This is a genomic window from Mycetocola sp. CAN_C7 (assembly GCF_015752285.1).
Lineage (GTDB): Bacteria > Actinomycetota > Actinomycetes > Actinomycetales > Microbacteriaceae > Mycetocola_A.
In genome coordinates, this window is sequence record NZ_JADOUY010000001.1 from 621,660 (window position 1) to 643,539 (window position 21,880).

At 66.5% G+C, this 21,880-nt stretch carries 23 protein-coding genes; 13 read left to right on the forward strand and 10 right to left on the reverse strand.

All coding sequences use genetic code 11. From position 1 onward, the window contains the following. The first annotated feature begins 87 nt into the window (after positions 1-87). Positions 88-1,047 carry a phosphodiesterase gene (locus IWX78_RS02990; protein WP_334684520.1) on the forward strand — a complete coding sequence of 320 codons (960 nt, stop codon included), beginning with the start codon at positions 88-90 and terminating at the stop codon, positions 1,045-1,047. A 29-nt stretch (positions 1,048-1,076) separates the two neighbouring features. On the opposite strand, the gene IWX78_RS02995 is transcribed toward IWX78_RS02990, so the two are convergent. Together IWX78_RS02995 and IWX78_RS03000 are read right to left on the reverse strand one after the other, a co-directional pair. Then, positions 1,077-2,660, reverse strand: coding sequence for a stealth family protein (locus IWX78_RS02995; protein ID WP_334684538.1), 1,584 nt, complete (start codon positions 2,658-2,660; stop codon positions 1,077-1,079). Positions 2,661-3,009: 349 nt separating this feature from the next. After that, on the reverse strand, positions 3,010-3,624 hold the full coding sequence (locus IWX78_RS03000; protein WP_196831882.1) for an NADPH-dependent F420 reductase: 615 nt from the start codon (positions 3,622-3,624) through the stop codon (positions 3,010-3,012). 101 nt (positions 3,625-3,725) lie between these two features. On the opposite strand from IWX78_RS03000, the gene IWX78_RS03005 reads away from it, so the two are divergent. Further along, positions 3,726-4,217 (forward strand): MarR family winged helix-turn-helix transcriptional regulator, encoded by a 492-nt coding sequence (locus IWX78_RS03005; RefSeq protein ID WP_196831883.1) that lies wholly within the window; start codon positions 3,726-3,728, stop codon positions 4,215-4,217. 103 nt (positions 4,218-4,320) lie between these two features. Further along, positions 4,321-4,872 (forward strand): type 1 glutamine amidotransferase domain-containing protein, encoded by a 552-nt coding sequence (locus IWX78_RS03010; protein ID WP_196831884.1) that lies wholly within the window; start codon positions 4,321-4,323, stop codon positions 4,870-4,872. A 63-nt stretch (positions 4,873-4,935) separates the two neighbouring features. Here IWX78_RS03010 and IWX78_RS03015 read toward each other — a convergent pair whose 3' ends face one another. Further along, the gene (locus IWX78_RS03015; RefSeq protein WP_334684521.1) at positions 4,936-5,328 is read right to left on the reverse strand and encodes a PPOX class F420-dependent oxidoreductase; all 393 of its coding nucleotides are present in this window, start codon (positions 5,326-5,328) and stop codon (positions 4,936-4,938) included. Between IWX78_RS03015 and IWX78_RS03020 the strand changes: the two genes are divergently transcribed. Continuing rightward, positions 5,327-5,866 carry a hypothetical protein gene (locus IWX78_RS03020; protein ID WP_196831886.1) on the forward strand — a complete coding sequence of 180 codons (540 nt, stop codon included), beginning with the start codon at positions 5,327-5,329 and terminating at the stop codon, positions 5,864-5,866. The two genes, IWX78_RS03015 and IWX78_RS03020, sit on opposite strands and share 2 nt — an antisense overlap. 4 nt (positions 5,867-5,870) lie before the next feature. Here IWX78_RS03020 and IWX78_RS03025 read toward each other — a convergent pair whose 3' ends face one another. Both IWX78_RS03025 and IWX78_RS03030 read right to left on the reverse strand, forming a co-directional pair. Beyond that, positions 5,871-6,416, reverse strand: coding sequence for a pyridoxamine 5'-phosphate oxidase family protein (locus IWX78_RS03025; protein WP_196831887.1), 546 nt, complete (start codon positions 6,414-6,416; stop codon positions 5,871-5,873). A 135-nt stretch (positions 6,417-6,551) separates the two neighbouring features. Further along, entirely contained in the window at positions 6,552-7,025 is a 474-nt protein-coding gene (locus IWX78_RS03030) for a hypothetical protein (RefSeq protein ID WP_196831888.1), read from the reverse strand. A 134-nt stretch (positions 7,026-7,159) separates the two neighbouring features. Here IWX78_RS03030 and IWX78_RS03035 point away from each other — a divergent pair, with 134 nt between their 5' ends. The 3 genes from IWX78_RS03035 to nhaA all read left to right on the forward strand — a co-directional run bounded on the left by IWX78_RS03035 (position 7,160) and on the right by nhaA (position 11,683). Further along, positions 7,160-8,587 (forward strand): lipase maturation factor family protein, encoded by a 1,428-nt coding sequence (locus IWX78_RS03035; protein WP_196831889.1) that lies wholly within the window; start codon positions 7,160-7,162, stop codon positions 8,585-8,587. Between the two features lie 139 nt (positions 8,588-8,726). Further along, positions 8,727-10,277 (forward strand): CYTH and CHAD domain-containing protein, encoded by a 1,551-nt coding sequence (locus IWX78_RS03040; RefSeq protein WP_196831890.1) that lies wholly within the window; start codon positions 8,727-8,729, stop codon positions 10,275-10,277. A gap of 68 nt (positions 10,278-10,345) precedes the next feature. Next, positions 10,346-11,683 (forward strand): Na+/H+ antiporter NhaA, encoded by a 1,338-nt coding sequence (nhaA, locus tag IWX78_RS03045; RefSeq protein WP_196831891.1) that lies wholly within the window; start codon positions 10,346-10,348, stop codon positions 11,681-11,683. Between the two features lie 23 nt (positions 11,684-11,706). Here nhaA and IWX78_RS03050 read toward each other — a convergent pair whose 3' ends face one another. The 4 genes from IWX78_RS03050 to IWX78_RS03065 form a co-directional block, all read right to left on the reverse strand. After that, positions 11,707-12,006 (reverse strand): hypothetical protein, encoded by a 300-nt coding sequence (locus IWX78_RS03050; RefSeq protein WP_196831892.1) that lies wholly within the window; start codon positions 12,004-12,006, stop codon positions 11,707-11,709. 140 nt (positions 12,007-12,146) lie between these two features. After that, a complete protein-coding gene (locus IWX78_RS03055; RefSeq protein WP_196831893.1) occupies positions 12,147-12,773 on the reverse strand; it encodes a PepSY domain-containing protein in 627 nt (208 codons plus the stop codon). 76 nt (positions 12,774-12,849) lie between these two features. Then, positions 12,850-14,316 carry a sensor histidine kinase gene (locus tag IWX78_RS03060; protein ID WP_334684522.1) on the reverse strand — a complete coding sequence of 489 codons (1,467 nt, stop codon included), beginning with the start codon at positions 14,314-14,316 and terminating at the stop codon, positions 12,850-12,852. Continuing rightward, entirely contained in the window at positions 14,309-14,986 is a 678-nt protein-coding gene (locus IWX78_RS03065) for a response regulator transcription factor (RefSeq protein ID WP_196831894.1), read from the reverse strand. Before IWX78_RS03065 ends, IWX78_RS03060 begins: the two co-directional genes overlap by 8 nt. Before the next feature lie 146 nt (positions 14,987-15,132). On the opposite strand from IWX78_RS03065, the gene IWX78_RS03070 reads away from it, so the two are divergent. From IWX78_RS03070 to IWX78_RS03085, 4 genes are all read left to right on the forward strand, one after another. Continuing rightward, the gene (locus tag IWX78_RS03070) at positions 15,133-16,053 is read left to right on the forward strand and encodes a J domain-containing protein (RefSeq protein ID WP_196831895.1); all 921 of its coding nucleotides are present in this window, start codon (positions 15,133-15,135) and stop codon (positions 16,051-16,053) included. Between the two features lie 93 nt (positions 16,054-16,146). Beyond that, positions 16,147-17,142 carry a LacI family DNA-binding transcriptional regulator gene (locus IWX78_RS03075; RefSeq protein ID WP_196831896.1) on the forward strand — a complete coding sequence of 332 codons (996 nt, stop codon included), beginning with the start codon at positions 16,147-16,149 and terminating at the stop codon, positions 17,140-17,142. Between the two features lie 250 nt (positions 17,143-17,392). Then, positions 17,393-19,030: a fucose isomerase gene (locus tag IWX78_RS03080; protein WP_334684523.1), complete on the forward strand. Its 1,638-nt coding sequence runs from the start codon at positions 17,393-17,395 to the stop codon at positions 19,028-19,030. Between the two features lie 175 nt (positions 19,031-19,205). Then, entirely contained in the window at positions 19,206-20,027 is an 822-nt protein-coding gene (locus IWX78_RS03085) for a nuclease-related domain-containing protein (protein ID WP_196831897.1), read from the forward strand. A 350-nt stretch (positions 20,028-20,377) separates the two neighbouring features. On the opposite strand, the gene IWX78_RS03090 is transcribed toward IWX78_RS03085, so the two are convergent. Further along, a complete protein-coding gene (locus IWX78_RS03090) occupies positions 20,378-21,139 on the reverse strand; it encodes an IclR family transcriptional regulator (protein WP_196831898.1) in 762 nt (253 codons plus the stop codon). Between the two features lie 98 nt (positions 21,140-21,237). On the opposite strand from IWX78_RS03090, the gene IWX78_RS03095 reads away from it, so the two are divergent. Continuing rightward, a complete protein-coding gene (locus IWX78_RS03095) occupies positions 21,238-21,561 on the forward strand; it encodes a nuclear transport factor 2 family protein (protein WP_196831899.1) in 324 nt (107 codons plus the stop codon). A gap of 22 nt (positions 21,562-21,583) precedes the next feature. After that, a complete protein-coding gene (locus IWX78_RS03100; protein ID WP_196831900.1) occupies positions 21,584-21,814 on the forward strand; it encodes a PLD nuclease N-terminal domain-containing protein in 231 nt (76 codons plus the stop codon). Positions 21,815-21,880: the final 66 nt, after the last annotated feature.

Below are 21,880 nucleotides of genomic sequence, written 5' to 3' on the forward strand. Positions count from 1 at the left end.
CGTTCGGAATACTCTGGTCGAATAGTGACGTAACCGAACCATGGTGTTAGGGAACGAGCAGCACCGCCAAACCCGATTGGACGGATTGTGACTACGCGAACGGCCGAGTACCCGAGGCCGGATCACTTCATACTTCACATCAGCGACACGCATCTGCTCGCCGGAGGCAACAAGCTTTACGGTTCAGTAGACAGCGAGACGCACCTCAGGCAGGTATTCACCGAACTTGAGGCCTCCGGGGGTCGCCCCGAAGCCATCGTCTTCACCGGAGACCTCGCCGACCGGGGTGAGCCCGAAGCCTACGAGCGCATCAGGCGCATCGTCGATCCGGTCGCCAGCCGCCTCGGCTCCCGGGTCATCTGGGTCATGGGCAACCATGACAAGCGCGAAGCGTTCCGCGAAGGACTCTTCAACGAGGTGCCGACCGCGCGCCCCGTCGACCGGGTCTACGACGTGAACGGGCTGCGGATCATCACGCTCGACACGACGGTACCCGGCCACCACTACGGTGCGGTCACGAGCGATCAGCTCGACTGGCTGGCCGAGGAACTCTCGGTCCCTGCCCCCGACGGCACCATCCTGGCTCTTCACCACCCGCCTGTGCCGAGCATGCTCGACCTCGCGGCGAGCGTGGAACTCCGTGACCAGGCCGGGCTCGCCGAGGTTCTCGAGGGAACAGACGTGCGCAGCATCCTCGCCGGTCATCTCCACTATTCGTCGACGGCGATGTTCGCAGGTATCCCGGTTTCTGTGGCGTCGGCCACCTGTTACACACAAGACCTCACCGTGCCGATCGGAGGCACGCGCGGCCGCGACGGCGCTCGGGCGTTCAACCTCGTGCACGTGTACCCGAACACGGTGTTGCACTCGGTCGTTCCCCTGGGCAGCTTCCCGACGCTCGACTACATCGATGCCGACGAGAGTGCTCGCCGCCTGGCAGCCCTCGGAGTGAGCATCACGGCACCGTTGAGCTTCGAGTCGCTCGGAAGCGAGCCGCTCGTGTCGTCGAGTGCGCCACCGACAGAGGCGATCCCCGTTCTGAGTTGAGGCGCGGTCCACCCGCTCAGTGACGCAGGCTAAACGGCATCCGTCGCTGCGTGATCGCTCGAGTGCATGGCGACCTCGGTCTCCCAGGGCGCAGCGAACGGAAAGTAGTGCTCGAGGAACTCGGTCACGGCGTCGGTGCGCTTCTCGACCGAGATCTCGGGCTTCGAGCCGTCGTTCAGGCAGAACATGTCCTGGTCGCGACGCTTCAGCAACCGCTGCATCGACGGCAGTGCCGATCGCAGCGTGGTCTCGATGTACTTCACCCGAGCGGTCGTCTGAACCACCGCCCGCCCGGTCATGAGTCCGTAGTAGTGGTACAGCGAGTTGGTGACCGAAATGTCGGTGGCCGATCGGAAGCGACTGGCCGCCGTGCGGGCGAACTCCTCGGGGAACTCGTTCTCGAGCTCCTGCAACACGCTTCGACGCATCGGAGCGGCCGAGTGCTCGAGGTGCCGGGTCGTGACCTTGCCGAAGCGTTCCCTCAGCAGGCCACGGTTCACACGGGCCGCGTTCTCGTACCCGCTGCGTGACGGGTCGCTGTCGCCCAGCCCGATGCGGGTGGCCGCCTCGACGAACTTCGTGATCCCGCCGGGTGAGAAGAAGATGTCAGGTGCGATCGGCCGACCGAAGAACATGTCGTCGTTGGAGTAGAGAAAGTGCTCGGCGAGGCCGTCGATGTGGTGCAGTTGCGCCTCGACGGCGTGCGAGTTGTGGGTCGGCAGCACGCTGGTGTCGGCGAAGTGGTCCTCGCTGCGCACGAGTGTGACGGACGGATGCTCCGCGAGCCACGCCGGGCGCGGCGAGTCGGTCACGATGAAGATCCGACGAACCCAGGGCGCGAACATGTAGACGCTGCGGAGTGCGTACTTGAGTTCGTTGATCTGCCTGAAACGGGCATCCGAGTCGTCGCCGTCTCCGACCACGTAGCTCTGCATCCGCTTGGCGCGTGCACGCTGGAACTCTTCACTCGACCCGTCGACCCAGGAGAACACCATGTCGATGTCGAAGCTCACGTCGCTGGCGAGCTCGGCGAACATGTTCTGCAGGGTCGGCCAGGTCTGGCCGAACATCTCGACGGTGTCTTCGATCGCCTCCGAGCGCGGCAGCCACCGGCGCATGAGTGCATTCTCGACCGGCGCAACGATCTCGTCTTCACCGAAGCGCCACAGTTCGAGCTGCACGGCAGTGTCCGGGCCGTAGCGCAGACGGCCGATCGGCTCGATGCGCGGGCGGTAGAGCCGGAAGACGGACCGCTTGCGGTGCGCGGTCAGGGCGCCGTCTGCGAGGAGCATCGCCGGGGCATCCGGTTTCTTCGATCGCTTGCCACTCTGCAGAGCGGCGGCGTCGAGTGGCTTCGCGTAGAAGGGTTCGTCGGCGAACGCGTCGGCGAACGCGGCGGTGAGCTCTTTGCGGCACTTGCGGTCAACGGCGATCACGAGGTTGTCGCTCGATCCGCGCACGAGCAGGTACGGGATGGCTGCGCGTTCAAGAACGCGACGAAGCGAGAGGATGTCTGTGATCATCGACTCCCGCGGGGTCAGGTGACCGTTGATGAGGGTGTACTCACCCTTGCGCAGCACTACGTCGTCGCGGGTGAACCTGCTGGCGCGCATGCCGTTCGAGAGCAGCACGAACTCGGGGGTGTCGCTGATGATCGGCATCGAAGCGGTGATGGGGTCATCGCGGCGGAACGCGTCGACGGAGTTCTCGGTCTGATTTGCGTGATGCTTGTTAACTGACGTCTCAATCGCCACCTTTCCCGATGGGTTCGCCCGGAGGCGAAGAATGCGCTGTCGCAGAGCGCGAGCGGCTCGACCGGATGTCGGCGCTGCGTGCTCATTCTAAGGGCGACGGCTGAACACGAGGACGACGCCGTATTCGGGGGCGGATGCCGGGGGTTCGGAGACGGCGACGGCCCCGGTCCGCCGCAGCGAATCGGGGCCGTTTCGACATGAACGGGTGTTACTTGACGAGTGCGAATCCGGCGGCCCAGGAGATCTTCTCGTCGGCGGCGAGAGTGAGTTGCAGGAATCCGAGAGCCTCGAGTTCGCGGGCACGCTTGAGCGAGCCGGCGTCGACGGCGGTGAGTCCGCCGTCATCGACGACGGCCGCGAAGGTGGCTTTGGCGCCGGCGTCGTCACCGGCGATGAGCACAGTCGTCGTCGCATCGCCGATCAACCCGGTCGCGAGCGTGGCGGCAAAGTTCGTGTTGAGTGCCTTGAGCACCTGAGCGCCCGGGACCTGGGCGGCGATCCCGGCTGCTGCCGAGCTGTCAGCAGGGACGACGAGGTCGTCGAAGGTGGCGAAGTCGACCGGGTTGGTGAGGTCGACGACGATTCTGCCGTCGAGCTGGCCGGCGTATGCGCCGAGAACATCGGCGAGGGCCGGGTAGGGGAGCGCGAGAATGACGACATCACCAGTGATCGGGTCGCCGACCACTCCGGCACTGACACGGGAATCGACCGCGGCCTTGTCGGCGTCGCGGGCGAGAACCTGCACCGCATTGCCTCCGGCGAGAGCGACTCCGGCGAATGCTGAACCCATGTTGCCTGCTCCGATGATGGTGACGTTGGCCATGCTGTTCTCCTTGGATTCCGGGCTTCGACCCGATTAGTTGTTGATACAACTAACGCTAATCCTTATTACTTGTAGCGTCAAGTATTTGCTAGACTGGGGTCATGGACGACACCCGCTGGCTCACTCCCGACGAACTGCGCGCCTGGACGAGGTTCGTCGCCGTCGTCGAACTGCTTCCCGGCATCCTCGACTCCCAGCTGCAGCGCGACGCCGAGCTCAGTCACTTCGAGTACTTCGTGCTCGCCATGTTGTCTGAGTCTCCGCAGAGGACGCTGCGGATGACGGGGCTCGCGTCGGCGACGAACGCCACGCTTCCGCGTCTCTCGCACGTCGTCTCGCGGCTCGAGAAGCGCGGGTTCGTGGAACGGACCGCGTGCGCCGAAGACCGCCGGGCGACGAACGCCACCCTGACGGATGCCGGCTGGCGCAAGGTCGTGGAGACTGCTCCGGGGCATGTGGAGACGGTGCGCGAGAACGTGCTCGAGCCGCTCACCGAGGAGGATGTGGCCGACCTCGACCGGGTGATGGGGCGGGTGCTCGCCAAACTCGACCCTGAGCACCGGTTCAACGCCGCGGTGACCCGCACGGACTGACGCCGTTCTGCCTGCCGCGCGTCACGGCATCCGTCCGCGCCCTGTCAAGGCCCCACCTGGTTTCGGGTCGCCCGCGTAACGTGGCCAGCCGGAAAGGAGCACTATGACACACACACTCTCAGGCAAGAAGGTCGCCTTCCTCCTCACGGACGGCTACGAAGACTCAGAACTCACGAGCCCCTGGCAGGCGGTGACGGATGCCGGCGCGAGCGCCGTCCTCGTCTCCCCCGAACTCGGAACGCTCACCGGCAAGAACGGGCACACGCAAGAGGCAGACGTTCGCGCTGCTGAAGCCACGTCGAACAACTTCGACGCACTCGTGCTGCCTGGTGGCGTCGTGAACGCCGACCACCTGCGCATGAGCGCGGACGCGGTGGCGTTCGCCCACGCTTTCTTCCAGGACCACAAGCCGGTCGGCGTCATCTGCCACGGCGCCTGGCTGCTCATCGAAGCCGACGTCGTTCGTGGTCGCGAGCTGACGAGCTACCCGAGCCTCAAGACCGACCTTCTCAACGCCGGTGCCAACTGGGTCGACGAAGAAGTCATCGTCGACAGCGGGCTCGTCTCGAGCAGGACCCCTGACGACCTGCTTGCGTTCAACGCGAAGCTCGTCGAAGAGATCTCAGAGGGCGAGCACGAGGGTCAGACCCCGTAGCCTTGCCGATCCTGACACGGCCCCGCTCGAGTGATTCGTCGCTCCGGTGGGGCCGTTCTCGTTCTAGCGGCCGAGCACCTTGTCGATCGACATGACGAGGATCACCCGGTCGGGGCTGTCCGGTGGAGCCTCCTGGGTGGCATTGCCGTACCGCTTGCCGAGCCGCACATAGAAGGCGCCGGTCGGGTCCTCGCGCACGTCGGTCAGGGAGCCGCGCACCTCGATGTAGCTGAGCGGTTTCGCCGGGTCGAAGATCGAGAACGCCATCGACGGGTTCTTCTGCAGGTTGCGATACTTCGCCCGCTTCGTCGTGTGGGTGAAGAGCAGGTGCTCGCCGTCGAACTCGAACCACATCGGGTTCACCTGGGCGGTGCCGTCCGGGCGCACGGTTGCGAGGCTGCCGAAGTTCGGATCGGTGACCAAATGTGTCAGGTGTTCAGGAATCTGTGAACTCATGCTTCCCATTCAAGCGGATTCTGCGCTCACCGCGTTGTCCACAGGCATCCGTTTCTCCACAGATGACGGACGCCGCGGCACCGGGGCCGCGGCGATGGTCACCATGGGTGGCATGACTGACATCAGCGCCGAAACGGCCGAGAACGAACCGCTCGTCACAGACGAGCTCATTGAACAACGTGTGCGGGCGATCGTCGGCCGTGCATGCCGGCGGCAGGTCTGGATGCTGTTCCTTGACGAGGACGACGTGCAGATTCCGCTGATCCTGCCGATGGCCGACTATCCACCCTTCCCTGGCGAAGGCAACGCCGCTGTGTTCGCCGCTCGGGTGAGTGAGATCGTCGAGGTCGCGGGCGCAGCGCGGGTGATCTTCGTGTGGGAGCGCTACGCCGGCGAACAGCTCACCTCGACCGAACGCGCCTGGGCGAGGGAACTCCAGAAGGCCTGCCTCAGCGAAGGCGTGCAGGTCCGGGCACAGGTACTCAGCCACAAGCGCGGAGTGCGTTGGATGGCGCCCGAAGACTACCTCGAGCTCTGAGCGGCTAGAGATCCACCGACTTGTTCTCGCCGACATCCGGCTCGGAGCGCGTGACGACTGCCTTGGCGATCTTGAAGGCGGTGACAACTCCCGGCTCGGTCGACGCCCAGTATTCGGCGGATTCAGCATCGACACGGATGAGGGCGACAGTCGGATCGTCCTTGCCGTCGGGGAACCAGGCCTCGACCATCGGCGTCCACAGTTCGTCGACCTTCTCCCGGTCGTGCACCACCGTCGCCCGGCCGGCGATCGAGAGATACCCCTTGCCGGATTCGAACGCCGCGTTGACCTGGTCGTGCCCACGGATGTCATCGACCTTCGAGCTGGGGTCCTGGGTGAAGAACCAGAGGTCACCGTCGAAGTCCGTCTCCTGAACGGCGAGCGGCCGACTGTGGAGGTGGCCGGTGGCAGTGACCGTGGTGACGAGAGCGATCCGAGCCGCCTTGATCAGGGCCGCGATCGTCTTCATGTCCGCGTCATCGGCCGGAATGAACGTGCCGGTGGGGACAGCGTGGGTGGGGGGCGTGGTGGACTCATCGCTGGACGTCATGTGTGGGGCTCCTCGTTCTGGTCTGAGCGCGCCGTGGTGGTGAGGCACGCGACTGTGCTGAACCGGGTCTGTGCTGAACCGTACGCCGCGGCATCGGCGGTTCTCAACCGCTTGACATGCTGCTCGGCTGGTCGGCTAGCGCTCGCCGGCGAGAAGCTTCTGGAGGTCAGCCTTGTTCAGCCGGGAGTAGCCGGAGTGGCCGGCATCCCTGGCTTGCCTGCGGAGTTCGACGATGGTGGGTTCGGCCGGACTGCGCCGTGCCTGGGCTGCCGGTTTCGCGGGAGCCGCCGGCTTCGACGGGGCCGCCGGCTTCGCGGTCTTCGACGGCTTCGACGGCGCAACGGGCCTGGCTGCTTGTGACGGCTGCGAAGCCGAGTCCGGTTTGTCTTTCTTGGACGCCTTGTCGCTCTTCGAGCCCGACGCGTTCTTCGAGGCCTTGCGACTCGAGCCGGTCTTCAGACCCTTGTCGAGCTCGCCGTTCAGCGAGGCGGCATCCTTGCGGGCTCCTTTGTTCGCCTTCTTCGCCGCCTTGACCGCGCCCTTGATGGCCTCGCGGGCGTTCTTCAGTGCTTCTTTCGCGACCTTCTCCGCTTTGCTCAGTCGTGCCATGACCTGTCCTTTCCTCACGGCCGTTCCGGCCGAATCTCTTACCAGATACTGGCATCGCTGAGCGGTCCGTGCGAGGAAGCACCCGGACTTCCCCGTTGATCGTCAGCCGGAGCAGGTCTAACGTCGGCAGTGACATGGAGTGGTTCGCCGCCGCGGATTATGAGATTGCCCGTCAGGTCCTGCAGCGCGGCATCGCGGCTCTGTACCTCATCGCCTTCGTGTCTGCGGCCTACCAGTTCCCGGCGCTGCTGGGCGAGCGTGGCCTGCTGCCGGCACCGTGGTTTCTTCGCCGCGTCACTTTTCGGCAGTTTCCGAGCGTGTTCCACTGGCGGTACAGCGACGGCCTGTTGCTCGCGGTCGCCTCGGGCGGCGCCGGGCTCGCGGCGACGCTCATCGTCGGACTGCCTCAGGCGGGGCCACCATGGCTGCCGATGCTGGCGTTCCTTGCCCTGTGGGCCGCCTACCTGTCGATCGTCAACATCGGGCAGACGTTCTACGGCTTCGGCTGGGAGAGCCTGCTCCTCGAGGCCGGGTTCATCGTCGCGTTTCTCGGCTCGAACCAGGTCGCACCGCCGCTGCTGGTGATCCTGTTCCTGCGCTGGCTCGTGTTCCGGCTCGAATTCGGCGCCGGCATGATCAAGATGCGCGGCGGCCGGGAGTGGCGCGACCTCACCGCGCTGATGTATCACCACGAAACCCAGCCGATGCCGAACCCGGTCAGCTGGTTCGTGCATCACCTTCCGCGGTGGTTCCACCGGGGCGAGGTGCTCGGCAGCCATTTCGCGCAGCTCGTAGTGCCATTCTTTTTGTTCGCTCCGCAGCCCGTGGCATCCGTCGCTGCGGGCATCGTCATCCTCACCCAGTTCTGGCTGGTGCTCACCGGCAACTTCGCCTGGCTCAACTGGATCACCATCGTGCTCGCCTTCTGCGCTATTGATGACGCGACACTCGCGGCTGTGTTTCCCGGCCTCATCGTGGTCACGGACTATCCGGCGCCACCGCTGTGGTGGGTGATCGTGGTGGGAGCGGCATCCGTGTTGCTGATCGTGCTCAGCTGGCTGCCGCTCCGCAACCTCTTCGCCCGGCACCAGCTCATGAACGCGAGCTTCAATCGGTACCACCTCGTCAACGCCTACGGCGCTTTCGGAACAGTGACGAAGGTGCGCATCGAGGTGATCGTGGAGGGCTGTGCCGATCGGCGACCAGGGCCGGACAGTGAGTGGTTGCCGTATGAGTTCAGGGGCAAACCGGGCGACCCGAAACGGATGCCGCCGCAGGTCGCTCCGTACCACCTGCGACTGGACTGGCTGATGTGGTTTCTCGCGCTGGGGTCGCCAGACACGCGCTGGTTCCAGATGCTGATCTACCGACTGCTCGACGGCGATGAGCGCATTCTGCGGTTGCTCCGGTTCAATCCGTTCCAGGATGCTCCGCCGCTCTGGATCCGCGCCCGCGCCTTCCGGTACCGTTACTCGACCCGGGCCGAGCGGCGGGACACCGGTGAGTGGTGGGTGCGTTCCGAGGTCGGAATGCTCATCGATCCGGTCGGGTTCGAGCGGTGAGAAGGGGGCGGCGACAGCTCGCCTCGCGAGTGCTGCACTTTCGTGTCGCTGCTGCAGTTGCAACTGCAGCATGGACACAAAAGTGCAGCATGAGCGCCGGCAGGTGGCCGCGCATGCCGCGACACGGTAGACAGGAACCATGACGACCGCCGCCCAGCCCAGCCATTCCCAGAGCGAGATCGAGCGCAAGTACGACGTGGTGGAGGGGGCGAGCGTTCCTGACCTCGCCGCTGTCGACGGTGTGGCATCCGTCGAGTCCCGGGAGCCGGTGCAGCTCGAGGCCGTCTACTACGACACGGATGCCCTCGATCTCGCGGTGCGACGCATCGTCGTGCGTCGGCGCACCGGCGGCGGTGATGCGGGCTGGCACATCAAGAAGCCGGCCGCGGAGGGCCGCACCGAACTGCACTGGCCGCTCGGAGACGACACCGGGTCTGTGCCGGATGAGATTCTCGAGCCTGTGCGCGCGTGGGTACGCGACCGAAAACTGACTCCGCTGGCCCGCATCTCGACGCGGAGAACGGCGATCCACCTGCTCGATGCAGACGGCAACGGTGTCGTCGAGATCGCCGACGACGAGGTGACGGCATCCGATGTGCGCCGTGGTGGCGAGCGCAGCTGGCGGGAGTGGGAGGTGGAACTGCTCGACTCGGCCCCGGACACCGAAGAGGGACGCACCGCTCTGCTCGACGCGATCGAAGCACTGATCGCGCCGGCCGGAGCCCGTCCGTCCTCGAGCGTCGCGAAGGTGGCCCGTGCCCTCGGCGTCGACTCGCTGACCGAGGTGCCCGGTGCGCCCGCTCCCGCGACCGTCGCCAACCACGCCGGACCGGTCACGGCATCCGCTGTTCTGATTCCGGTGATCGGCGACCTCGTCGACGCCCTGAAACTGGCCGACCCTGACTCACGTGCCGACGCCGATGACGCCGTGCACCGAATGCGCACGATCGTCCGCCGGCTCCGCAGCGTCCTCGCCGCCTATCGCTCACTGTTCGACGGCGACTCGACCGACGACCTGCGCGAACGGCTGAGTACTCTCGGGAACGTCCTCGGCGATGCGCGCGACCTCGAGGTGCAGCGGCTGAGGGCCGAGGCGCTGCTCGACGAGCTCGGCACTGCAGACACGGATGCCCGTTCCCGCCTCGTCGACGCCGCCCGCAGCCGCTACGTCACCGCTCATGATCGGCTCCGCGAGGTGCTCTCGGCGACGGAGTACTATCGGCTGCTCGACGATCTCGACGCATTCGTGGCGCATCCGCCGCTGAGCCCGCGTGCATCGAAGCCGGCCAGAAAGGTCATCCAGAAGGTGCTCGCCAGCGAGACCCGGCGGGTCGCGAAGCGGGCGGATGCCGTCAGCGCGGCACACGACGACCTCGAGTCGCGGCTGCACGCGGTCCGTCGAGCAGGGAGACGGTTGCGGTATGCCGCAGAGGCCGCGTCCGCCATCGAGTCCCGACGGGCTCGCGCCACCGCCACGGCAGGAGAACGCGTTCAGGACACCCTCGGTGAGCACCGGGACTGCGTGCTGTTCAGCAGCCACCTGACCTCCGCCGCCGACCGGGCCGAAGCGGAGGGTGAAAAGACCGCCGTCTACGCTGCTCTGGCCGAGCTCAGCCTGCGGGGTGGCACCGCCGCGCTCGCCGAGTCGGCAACCGCGCTCACCGAGATCCGGGCACTCGTCTCACGGTAGAATGGACGCAGGTGCGCCGGGAAGTCTGGTCGGCAAGATCATTCGTCGAACCATCAGCAAGGAGCCCTATGGCCGCGTCACCCGAGTCCAGCCCGTCACGTTCGATCCTCGGCCGGGGCAGCTACTCCGAATCGCTCAGGATCGGCACGATCCTGCGCAAGGAGACCGTCGGAGGACTTCTCCTCGTCGTCGCGGCTCTCGTCGCTGTCATCTGGGCGAATTCCCCGGCCGCTGACAGCTACTTCGCGTTGCGCGACTTCCGGATCGGTTACGAACCGTGGCACCTCGAGTTGAGCCTGGGTGCGTGGGCCGCAGACGGGCTGCTCGCCATCTTCTTCTTCCTCGTCGGACTCGAACTGAAGCGTGAGTTCATCGCCGGGGATCTCAGCCAGTTCAGCAAGGCGATCATCCCCGTCGCGGCCGCTGTCGGCGGCGTCGTCGTGCCCGCGCTGATCTATGTCGCCATCAACGCCGGAAACCCGGCCTCCCTCCGCGGCTGGGCCATTCCCACCGCGACGGACATCGCCTTCGCTGTCGCCGTTCTCGCGATCATCGGTTCCCACCTTCCGAGCGCGCTGCGGATCTTCCTGCTCACCCTCGCCGTCGTCGACGACCTCATCGCGATCGCGATCATCGCCGTGTTCTACACCACGGACATCGCCGTTGCACCGCTGCTGTTGTTCCTCGTCCCGGTCGCTGTGTTCGCGTTCCTCGCGCACCGGTTCCGCCGGTTCTTCGGCGTGCACCAGTGGGCGGCCTGGCTGATCCTGCTCCCGCTCGGTTTGGTCGCGTGGGGTCTTCTGCACGCGTCCGGCATACACGCGACCATCGCTGGCGTGGTGCTCGGCTTCGCCGTTCCCGTCATCAGGAGCCAGGCCAGCGGCGGGCCCTCGGCCGGGCCAGGGCTCGCCGAAACCTTCGAACACCGGTTCCGCCCGATTTCGGCCGGGTTCGCTGTTCCTGTTTTCGCCTTCTTCTCGGCCGGCGTGGCGATCGGCGGCTGGGACGGCTTCGTCTCGGCACTCACCGACCCCGTCACCCTGGGCATCATCATCGCGCTGGTGCTCGGCAAGCCGGTCGGTATCGTCACTACGACCTGGCTGATGAGCCGCTTCACGAAGGCGAACCTCGACCCATCGCTCCGCTGGGTCGACCTCATCGGCATCGGACTGCTCGCCGGAATCGGCTTCACCGTTTCGCTCCTCGTCGCCGAACTGAGCTTCGGCCTCGGAGCGATCGAAGACGACCACGCCAAGGTCGGCATCCTGCTCGCATCCGTCATCGCCGCTGTTCTGGCATCCGTCGTGCTCGTCAGCCGGAACCGACGCTACCGCCGGATCGAAGACGAAGAGAGAGCGGATGCCGATCGCGACGGCATCCCTGACGTGTACCAGCGCGAGGACTGACGCGCGGTATTCAGTCGGCTCGGCTAGCGCCCGGCGTTTCCGCTGAGGTCGATCTCGCCCGGGTCGACATCGATGTCTCCGACGTCGTCTGGTCCGCCGGTTCCCGGCAGCAGGTTCACATCGTCTGCGTCGATGTCGTCATCATCGAGCGCGGCCGAGTCGGGAGAGTTCTGCAGTTGCTCGGTCTCCTGACCGCTGGACGGGCTGTAGGAGCGGTCCTTGCCCGTTTGTTCGACGTCGGAGAGGTCGCCGTCGGTTGACGGGTGCGTCACGGGGTCGCCACTGGGGACTGTTCCTGCGGGATTCACGGTCTCATCGCTCATGAGCTCGAGGCTAGGGCCGCGCACGCGGCGGCGAGAACCCCCTTGCCGTAGACCGCGAGGTATGCAGATGGCGGCCAGAACGGCGGATCAACGAGAAAAGGGGCCGGGTGCGATGCGCACCCGGCCCCTCGTCACGGAGATCAGTCGTCGTTGTCGTCGGTCCCGTTGTCGTCGGTGTTGTTGTCGTCGGTGTTGTCGTCGTCGCCGTTTTCGTCGACGTGAACCACGACGAACTTCTCGTCGAGCTCGACCTCGGCGCGGGTGCCGTCGTCACGCGTGACGTCGACCTCCCAGGCATGGTCGGAGTCGTCGCTGCGGTCGATGTCGGTCACCGTTCCGGGAACCTCGGCGAGAGCCGCTTCCGTTGCGCTGAGCTTCTCGTCGTCGGTCAGGGGCGTAGCGGTCGCGCCGTTGCGGTCATCGGCGTCATCGTCCCGGTCGTCCCGGCTGTCGTCGTCGCGGTCGTCTGTTCCGTCGTTGTCGGTGTCGACCCGCACGACCTCGAATGCCGAGTTGAGCGTGACGTCGACGTCGGTTCCGTTCTCACGGGTGACCTCGATCTCGTAACCGTCGTCATCCGCTTCGGAGTCGGTCACACGTCCGTCGCCGACCTCGGCGAGAGCGGCCTTCGATGCCTGCTCGAGCGTCGAGCCGGTGAGCGTGTCGTCTCCGTCGAAAGCGTCGGTCGAGGCGACAGCCACACCGGCTCCGCCGAGTACGAGAACGGCTGCGACAGCCGAGCTGATCCAAATGGTTTTCTTCTTCACGAGAGCCTCCTTGTGGCGTTTGTTCCACTGTGCCCGGAGGTCGCTGAAGCCAAACTGAAGCTTGCTGAACGAAATTTCAGGAAGGGTCGGATGCCGGCAGGCGCAACTCGAAACGCGCACCACCCAGTCCGCCCGCGGTGGCGATCACAGACCCGCCGTGTGCGGCAGCGATCTCGCGCACGATGGCCAGGCCGAGCCCGCTTCCACCGAACTCGCGGGCGCGAGCCTCGTCGAGTCGCACGAAACGTTCGAAGATCTTCTCGCGGGCGTCCTCCGGGATGCCGTTGCCGTCGTCAGAGACGGCGAGCAGCACCTGCCCGCCGGTCTCGGTCAGCTCGAAGGCCACCCGATCGGCGGCGTGACGGGAGGCGTTGTCTGCGAGGTTTCGCAGCACCTGGCCGAGCAGTCCGAGGTCGCCTTCCACCCGCGCCGGACCGACCTGGGAGACGTCGATCGACAGCGAGGTGGTGTCTTTCAGGCGGCGTGCTTCAGCGAGCACCAGGTCGTCGAGGTCCACTGCGGTGCGGGTGGGCGCGAGGGTGCGCTCGTCCGCCTTCGCCAGCACGAGCATCCCCTGTACGAGGCGTTCGAGCCTCGCGCCCTCGTCGAGCACGACGGCGGAGAGTTCGCCAGCGCTCACGCGAGCCGGGTGCGCCTGAGCGACCTCGGCGTACTGCCGCATCGACGCGAGCGGGGAACGCAGCTCGTGCGAGGCATCCGAGATGAACCGCCTCTGCGTCTTCTGCGAGGCGTCGAGGCGGTCGAGCATGCGGTTCATGGTGGTGGCGAGGCGGCCGATCTCGTCGCGGGACCCGGTGTCTGCGATGCGGCGGTCCAGATTGGCCGCAGTGACGTCGTCGACTTCGCGGCGCATCCGTTCGACCGGACGCAAAGCGCGGGCGACGACGATCCAGGTGGTGACCGCGACGAAGAGCAGCAGGATCGGCAGCGCGATGGCGAGCAGGCGGGTGACGGTGCCGGTGGTTTCGCCCACGCTGGCGACGCTGCGACCGGTGACGATGGTGAGGTCGCCGGAGGTGGCTGCGACGGTGACGAACTCGCCGGCCTCGCCAGGAAGAGTCGCGGCGCGGGATTCACCGCCTGGTGGGGTGACGACGGCGCCGATCGAGGCCGCATTTTCGCTCGAGGCGACGACCGTTCCCGCTTCGTCGATCACCTGGAAGAACGCCTCGTCATCGTCGTAGTTCGAGAGGAACTCCTCCGTGGTCTGGGTGACCGGGTCGTCGTCATCGTCGTCATCCGAATCATCGTCGTCATCGTCGTCGGGGTCCGGCACAACAGGCGGAGCGGCATCCTCAGACACGGAATCGAGGCCGGATGCCTCGACCCGGCTGACGAGGTCTGTCAGGCTCTGTTCGGCGGTGTCGCGCACGCCGTCGCGGAGGGCGCCCTGCAGCAGAACGACGAACCCGACCGTTCCGAGCAGCAGTGCGACGGCGACGACGGCGGTCGCGGCGAGCACGATCCGAACGCGGATCGACCGGTGAGTGATGCCCTGCTTCTGCATGTGCTCGTCAGCCACCGTTGGCTGCCAATCGGTAGCCGGCGCCCCTGAGGGTCTCGATCGCCTCACGACCGAACGGACGGTCGAGTTTGTTGCGCAAGTGCCGCACGTACACCTCGACGATGTTGGGGTCGCCCTCGAAATCGAAGTCCCACACGGCGTCGAGCACGGCGCGTTTGGAGACGACCGTGCCGAGGTTGCGGATGAGGAACTCGAGCACGGCGAACTCCCGCGAGGTGAGGTCGATCGGCGTGTCACCTCGCCAGACCTTGCGCGATGCAGGGTCGACGCGGATATCCCCCGCCTCGAGCACGACCGGGCGCTCGGCAGCACCACGGCGGAGCAGTGCACGCACCCGAGCCAGCAGGATCGCGAACGAGAACGGCTTGGTGAGGTAGTCGTCTGCGCCGGTGTCGAGCGCTTCGACCTGGTCCCACTCCCCATCCTTTGCGGTGAGCATGAGGATGGGCGTCCAGTTCTTTTCCGCACGCAGGGTCTCACAGACGCGGTACCCGCTCATGCCCGGCAGCATGATGTCGAGCAGGATGACGGAGTACTGGTTCTCCCGTGCGAGCCAGAGCCCGTCGGTTCCGCTCGGGGCGACGTCGACAGCGAAGCCCTCGGCCTCGAGCCCGCGGCGCAGGCCGTCGGCCAACCGCGCCTCGTCTTCGACTACGAGAATTCGCATGCCGATCACCTCCCCCGCCATTCTGCCTGTTGGGCGCTGAAGCGGGGCTGAAGAGCCAGGGCACAGGAGCGCCGGGTCGCCGCAGCCTCCCAGATTTCCTCGGTATCGTCGGATACTGCAGTAACTTCCAACCCGAAAGCGAGCGGATGCCAGACAGCCCGATCTCGGCGACGCCATACGAGGTGCTCGGCGTGAGCCCGTCGGCCGGCCAGGACGACCTCCGCCGCGCCTACCGTCGGCTCATGCGTGAGACACACCCGGACACCGGGGGAAACGCCGCCCGATTCACCGCGGTGCAACTGGCCTGGGAACGCATCGGAACCGCCGAGGGCCGGGCCGCATACGACCGTGGCCGCTCCGCCGGGGAGCCCGCTCCTGAACAACACACGTGGGCGGCATCCGCGTCGAAGCCGAAGACCGACTCCCGGCCCCGATCGCGCTCGTACGGGCATCCGGGTGGCTGGCGTCGCGAACGCTACCTGCGCCTCATGCGGGAGTGGGCGGGCCGCGGCGTCGACGCCGACCCGTATGATCCGACCCTCGTGCGCACGGCGCCGCGCGAACTCAGGCACCTGCTCGCAGACGCGCTCGCCGAAGAAGCCACCGCCAAGAACCTTGCCGAGCTCGGGCTGGGCTTCACGATCTGGCACGACGTCGCCACCGGGGCACCCGACGAGAAGATCGACCACATCGTGCTCGGCCCCACCGGCCTCTTCGCGCTCCTCTCCGAGGACTACGGCGATGCCGTCAAGGTCAAACGCGGCGAGCTCATCGGCGAAGCGCTGGGCGGCGACCGCCCGATGCACGAACTCTCTGCACGAGCCAAAGTGCTCAGCCGGGCGCTCCGGGTGAAGTTCACCGGACTCGCCATCGTGCTGCCTGACGCCGCACTCGAGGCGCCGTACGTGCAACTCGGCAGCAGCCGTGGCGCCGTGACGCTCGCGATTCGTGAGTCGTTCCTCCCGGGCTTTCTCCGTGCCGGGCTCCCCGACCTGTCACGCGCCGGCGGCAACGAACTCTTCGACCTGCGCACCCGGCTGCAGAACGGCATCCGCTTCGTCGAGTGATGAAGTCGGGAGAACGGATGCCGCCCTTCCGGCCACGACGGGCGCTAGCGTAAGAACGCACCGGTTCTCCCGCCGGCCCGACGAGAGGGCACGATGGCCACGATCTACGACGTCGCCGCCCTGGCCGGTGTCTCACCGGCGACGGTCTCGCGTGTGTTCAACGGTCGGACCGTGTCGGATGATCGTGCCCAGCGGGTCCGCGATGCCGCCGCGAGCCTGTCGTTCACTCCGAACCGCACAGCCCGCACGTTGCGCCGGCAGAGTTCCGAGGTCATCGCCCTGATCATCCCCGACATCCAGAACCCGTTCTTCACGGCGCTGGCCCGTGGGGTCGAGGATCGAGCGCAGTCGTCCGGGTACTCGGTCGTGCTCTGCAACACCGATGACGACCCGGTGAAGGAAGCCCGATACCTGCAGATCGCGATCTCGGAGAACATGGCAGGGGTCGTGCTCGTTCCCGCGTCGGACTCGAGCGATCTCAGCATCATGGTCGGCCAGGGGCGTCCGGTGGTCACCGTCGACCGCACCACCGCGTTCGATGTCGATCACGTGATGATCGACAACCGGCCGGCCGGGGCATCCGTCACCGGATCGCTCTTCGATGCCGGCTACACGCGCATCGCCTGCATCGCCGGCCCCGAATCGGTCGTCACAGCCATCGAACGGGCCGGCGGCTGGCGCGAGACGGTCGAGTCGCGCGGTGCGTACGACGCGGATCCGTACCTGAAGATCGCGAACCACCGCGTCGACGGCGGGCGGGCAGCGATGGCCGAGTTACTGGACCTGCCCGACGCACCGGATGCCGTCGTCGCCACGAACAACCTCATGGGGGTCGGCGCGCTGCAGGTGCTGAACGAGCGAGGGCTCACTCCGCCGGCGTTCGGGGTCGGCGTGATCGGAGGCCTGCCGTTCACCACCCTCTCGCCCGGGCTGATCACCCTCGTGCATCTGCCGACGCACGACCTCGGCACCACGGCGGTGTCGATGCTCGTCTCGCGGATCGATGGCGCGACCGAACCTGCCCGCACCGTCGTGCTGCCCGGGGTGCTGACCGCCGCAACGACTGCCGCGACCCGAGACGCGGACTGACCCGCGGCATCCGTCCGGCGCGCAATCTGGCGGACTCCAAATTCAGGAGAAGACTCCAAATTCAGGAGATCGTGTGCGACACGCCGTTCGGGAGCGCTCTCACCGCGGCGTGTCGGCAGAATCTCCTGAATTTGCGGCAGAACACCGGATGCCACGGCCCAGCGAGCCCCGCCCGAGCCTCGACCGCTTGCGCATGAAATCGATTTCTGAGACTCTGAGAGAGACCGTCTTTCGTACGTCCAAGGAGCCAATGATGTCCACCTACAGCCTTCCGGCCACGTCAGCAGAGGCGGTCGCCGAACCGAAGACCGCCTACCTCATCTCGAGCGGAGACCTCCGCGAGTCGGCCAACACGGCCGGCTGGCCCGTGCAGGAGGCGATGGAACGCGACCTCGAGAAGGCGTTCGCCGGCATCGGCTGGACCGTGCAGCGCGGCAACCCGATCGACCCCGAGCTTGGCCACGGCTTCATCCGTAGTCAGCGGATGGGACTCGACGTCTTCCGGAACATCCCGCCGACCGCACCGCTCATCGTCGCTGAGGCCGTGTGGCAGTACAGCCACCACGTGCTCGCCGGCCTGCGCACCCACCGCGGCCCCATCCTCACCGTCGCGAACTTCGCTCCAGACTGGCCCGGACTCGTCGGCCTGCTCGGCCTCAACGCCGGCCTGACCAAGATGGGCACCGACTACTCCACGATCTGGAGCGTCGACTTCACCGACGAGTGGTTCCTCGACGGCATCCGCAGCTGGGTCGAGACCGGCTCGATCAGCCACGACGCATCCCACGTGCGGCCGCTGCCCGCTCTGCCCGACTCGCCTGAGAAGGAACTCGGCGTCGCCCTCGCCCGCCAGCTCACAACCGAAAAGGCCATCATCGGGGTCTTCGACGAGGGCTGCATGGGCATGTACAACGCCATCTTCGACGACGAGCTGCTCAACACCCTCGGCATCTACAAGGAGCGACTCTCACAGAGCGCCCTCTACGCCGAGATGCTCACCGTCAGCGAAACGGATGCCGCCGCCGTCGGCGAGTGGCTGATCAAGGCCGGCATGACCTTCAGGGTCGGCACGGATGACGCCACCGAACTCACCGAAGAGCAGCTCACCTGGCAGTACAAGATGTACATCGCCGCGCTGCGCATCAGCGACGACTTCGGGTTGGATGCCGTCGGCATCCAGTACCAGCAGGGTCTGAAGGACCTGGTGCCCGCAAGCGACCTGGCCGAGGGCCTGCTCAACGCGACCGAGCGCCCGCCGGTCACCAGCCGCGACGGCTCACGTGTGCTGCACGACGGCAAGGCATTCCCGCACTTCAATGAGGCAGACGAGGGCGTCGCTGTGGATGCTCTCATCACCGACCGGGTCTGGCGTGCGATGGGCCTCGTGCCAGACAACACCCTCCACGACGTGCGCTGGGGTGAGGAGTTCGACGGCGAATTCGTCTGGGTGTACGAGATCTCCGGATCCGTACCCGCGTCGCACCTCGGCGGATACGATCACGCCGAGGGCTGGCGGCAGGACCCGGTGTTCTTCCCCGCTGGCGGCAGCACCATCAACGGTGTGTCGAAGCCTGGCGAGATCGTCTGGTCCCGCGTCTACATCGCCGACGGCGTGCTCAACCTCGACATCGGACGTGCAAGCGTCGTCGAACTGCCTGCAGCCGAGACGGAACGGCGCAAGCAGGCCACGAACCCGGAGTGGCCGATCGCCCACGTCGTGCTGCGCGGTGTGACCCGCGACCAGTACATGGCTCGCCACAAGGCCAACCACGCGCAGGTCGTCTACGCGCCCGATGCCGCGTCGGCCGACAGGGCGCTGATCGCCAAGGCGGCGCTGTTCGCTGAGCTCGGCGTGCGGGTGTACCTGATCGGCGACGTCTCGGTCTGAATACCCCCAGAACGCCCGGCAGGAGTCCACTTCTGCGGGGCGTTCTCGCGTGTTTCCGCTTGGTGGCGCTGCGCGGCATCCGTTCGAAATAGCGACGGATCCTCATGCCCTTTCTGGGGAGGCGACCGCGCACGGGACGGTCGCTAATGTCGAAAAAAAGTTACAGAGGAGCCCCGTGACCGCCACCGCAACGAGCATGCGTCAACGCTTTGCCGCGCAGTCCGTGATCGAAGAACTCATCGGCGACCAGACCCACCTGGTTCCGCGGAGTCGCGTCGCACGCGTGCTCGGCCGTTCGCCTCTCAGCGGCAGCGGAACGGCGTGGTACCTCGGTGCCCAGGGCGAGCTCGCCGTCGGGCGGATGCTCGACGCGCTTCCGGCTGGTTGGACCGTCTTTCATGCGCTCCCCGTCGGCACGAAGGAAGCCGACATCGATCACCTCGTCGTCGGCCCCGGCGGGGTCTTCACCATCAACACGAAGCACCATCGCGGCAAGCCGATCTGGGTCGCCAACCGCACGTTCATGGTCTCGGGGCAGCGGCAGCCGCACATCCGCAACGCCGAGTTCGAGGCCGCCCGGGTGACCAAGCTCGTGCACAAACGGCTCGGCCTCGACGGCCGGGCGCGAGCGGTCGTCGCTGTCCACGGTGCCTCATCGATCGTGGTGAAGGAGTGGCCGGACCTCGTCGCGGTGCTCGACGCGCGACGTCTGCGCCGCTGGCTGCTCAAACGGCCCGTCGTTCTCACCCCGGACGAAGTCGAGCGGGTCGTCGATGTCATCGACGATCCGGGAACCTGGCGCACCGTTCCGTCGGCCCCGAACGCGGATGCCATGGCCCGGTTCATGAACATCGACCACGAAGTACGCACGGCGGCCACCAGACGAAGCCTGTGGTCGCTCGGCTCGATCGCGGCGATCGGCGTGACGGCCATCGCGGTCGCTCCCCCGCTGCTGACCGTCATCTTCACGCAGCTCGCTGCCTCGTTGCTGCGCTGAGACGGACTCGCCGACATCCTGGCGCGCTGATGTGCTGCGCCGCGGAGGAGCATCCGTTCCTCTACGAGCAGCCTGCCGCGGTGCCGACTCACCTGTTGTCAGGGTCGACGGCATCCGCGTGCCGGGATGAGGGGGCACCCACGCGCAGTGGGCACCCCCTCGCCCCGGTCGATGTCGCGGCGTGCGTCAATCGCGACATCCTCTTATTCCCCCCGGAAAGGCGAGCCAGTGCAGGTCGCCGACGCATCGAATGCGCCGCCGCGTAAACGCGATGTGCACAGGCTGCAACTTGACGCTAGCCGGGGAGATCGCGGGTAGCTAGGGCGGTGATTTCAGATACTGAAACACGGTCACGCGAGGCGGTCGGCCCCGAGTTGGAGCGACAGCCTCGCGGCAGAGGACTTCAGACGCTGGAGTACGGCGGGCAGGTCGTCCGGTGTGTCATCGGCGAGTGCAGAGACGGCGAGGGACGCGACCACGCCCGGCGCGCGCACGGGTACGGCGAGGCAGTTGAAGCCGAGCATGTACTCCTCCTGGTCGACGGAGACCTGGGTGTGTTCATCGAGCTGCCTCAGCAGGGTGGGCTGGTCGAGGATGGTGTTCGGGGTGAGCTGGTCGAGCGGATGCCGCGACAGGTACTCGAGGCGATTCTCAGAATCGAGCTCGCCGAGGATGCGCTTGCCGAGCGCGGAGGCGTGTGCACTGTTGTCGACGCCGACCCACACCTCGACCCGCGGACTGTTTGCCGCATCGACGATGTCGACGAGGTGGACCTCACCGTCGGTGAAGCGCGAGAGATACGCGGTGGCTCCGAGGTCGGCGGTCACCTGGTGCAGTGCCGTGCGCACGCGGGCGAGGAACACGCCGTCTGCCTCCTGTGCGCGGAGGCTCGGGAACCGACGGCCGAGCACGAGCCCGTCGGCTTCGTTCCAGAGGTAGCCCTCATGGATGAGGGTACGGACGATGTTGTACGTCGTGCCGAGAGTGAGACCCGATGCCTGCGCGAGAGCCTTCACCGGCATCGGCCGGCTGGCATTCGCCACGATGTCCACGAGCGCCAACGCCCGTCGTATCGACCCCAGCAGAGTGCCGTCTCGTTCCCCAGTCATCATCAACCCCCGCAACAGGGTAGCGGGGTTCAGACCACTATTTACCGCATGCTCGTTCAGGTCTAACGTGAGTGGCAGCAACACGTGAGAGAGGAACCGACATGGCTTCCACGCTTCCAGAGCCGGTGGCGAGATTGATCGCCGCTGCGAACTCCGGCGACACCGACGGATTCCTCGATACCTTCGCCCCCGACGGCGTCGTCAACGACTGGGGTCGTGTCTTCACCGGCCGCGACGCGATCAGGGCGTGGTCGGATGCCGAGTTCATCGGCGTCGACGTCACCCTCGATGTCGCCGCCGAGATCACGACCGGCGTCTTCTCCACCGTGACCACGATCGTCGGTGGCGGTGGATTCAATGGCCAAAGTCATTTCAGCTTCACGGTCGACGACGGTCTCGTCGCGGAGATGACCATCACCGCCTGACGCCTGCTGCTAACGTGGCGCCATGACAACGGGGCTCGGCGGCTGGCACATTCTGTTCGTTCTGCTGTGGCTGGCGATCTTCGCCGGGGCGCTCACGCTCTGGATCATCGCACTCACGCAGATCTCCCGCTCGCTGCTCGACGCGACGGCCAAGGCGATCTGGGTGCTCATCGTCGTCGTCGCCCCGTTCCTCGGGGCCCTCGCCTGGTTCTTCATCGGTGTGCAGCAGGCGCCGCCGAACCCTCGGCGCTGACCGCAGGCCCTCCCGGTGAACGTCGGGACGAGAATGGACGTTCAACGTCTATACGCAGACGGACCT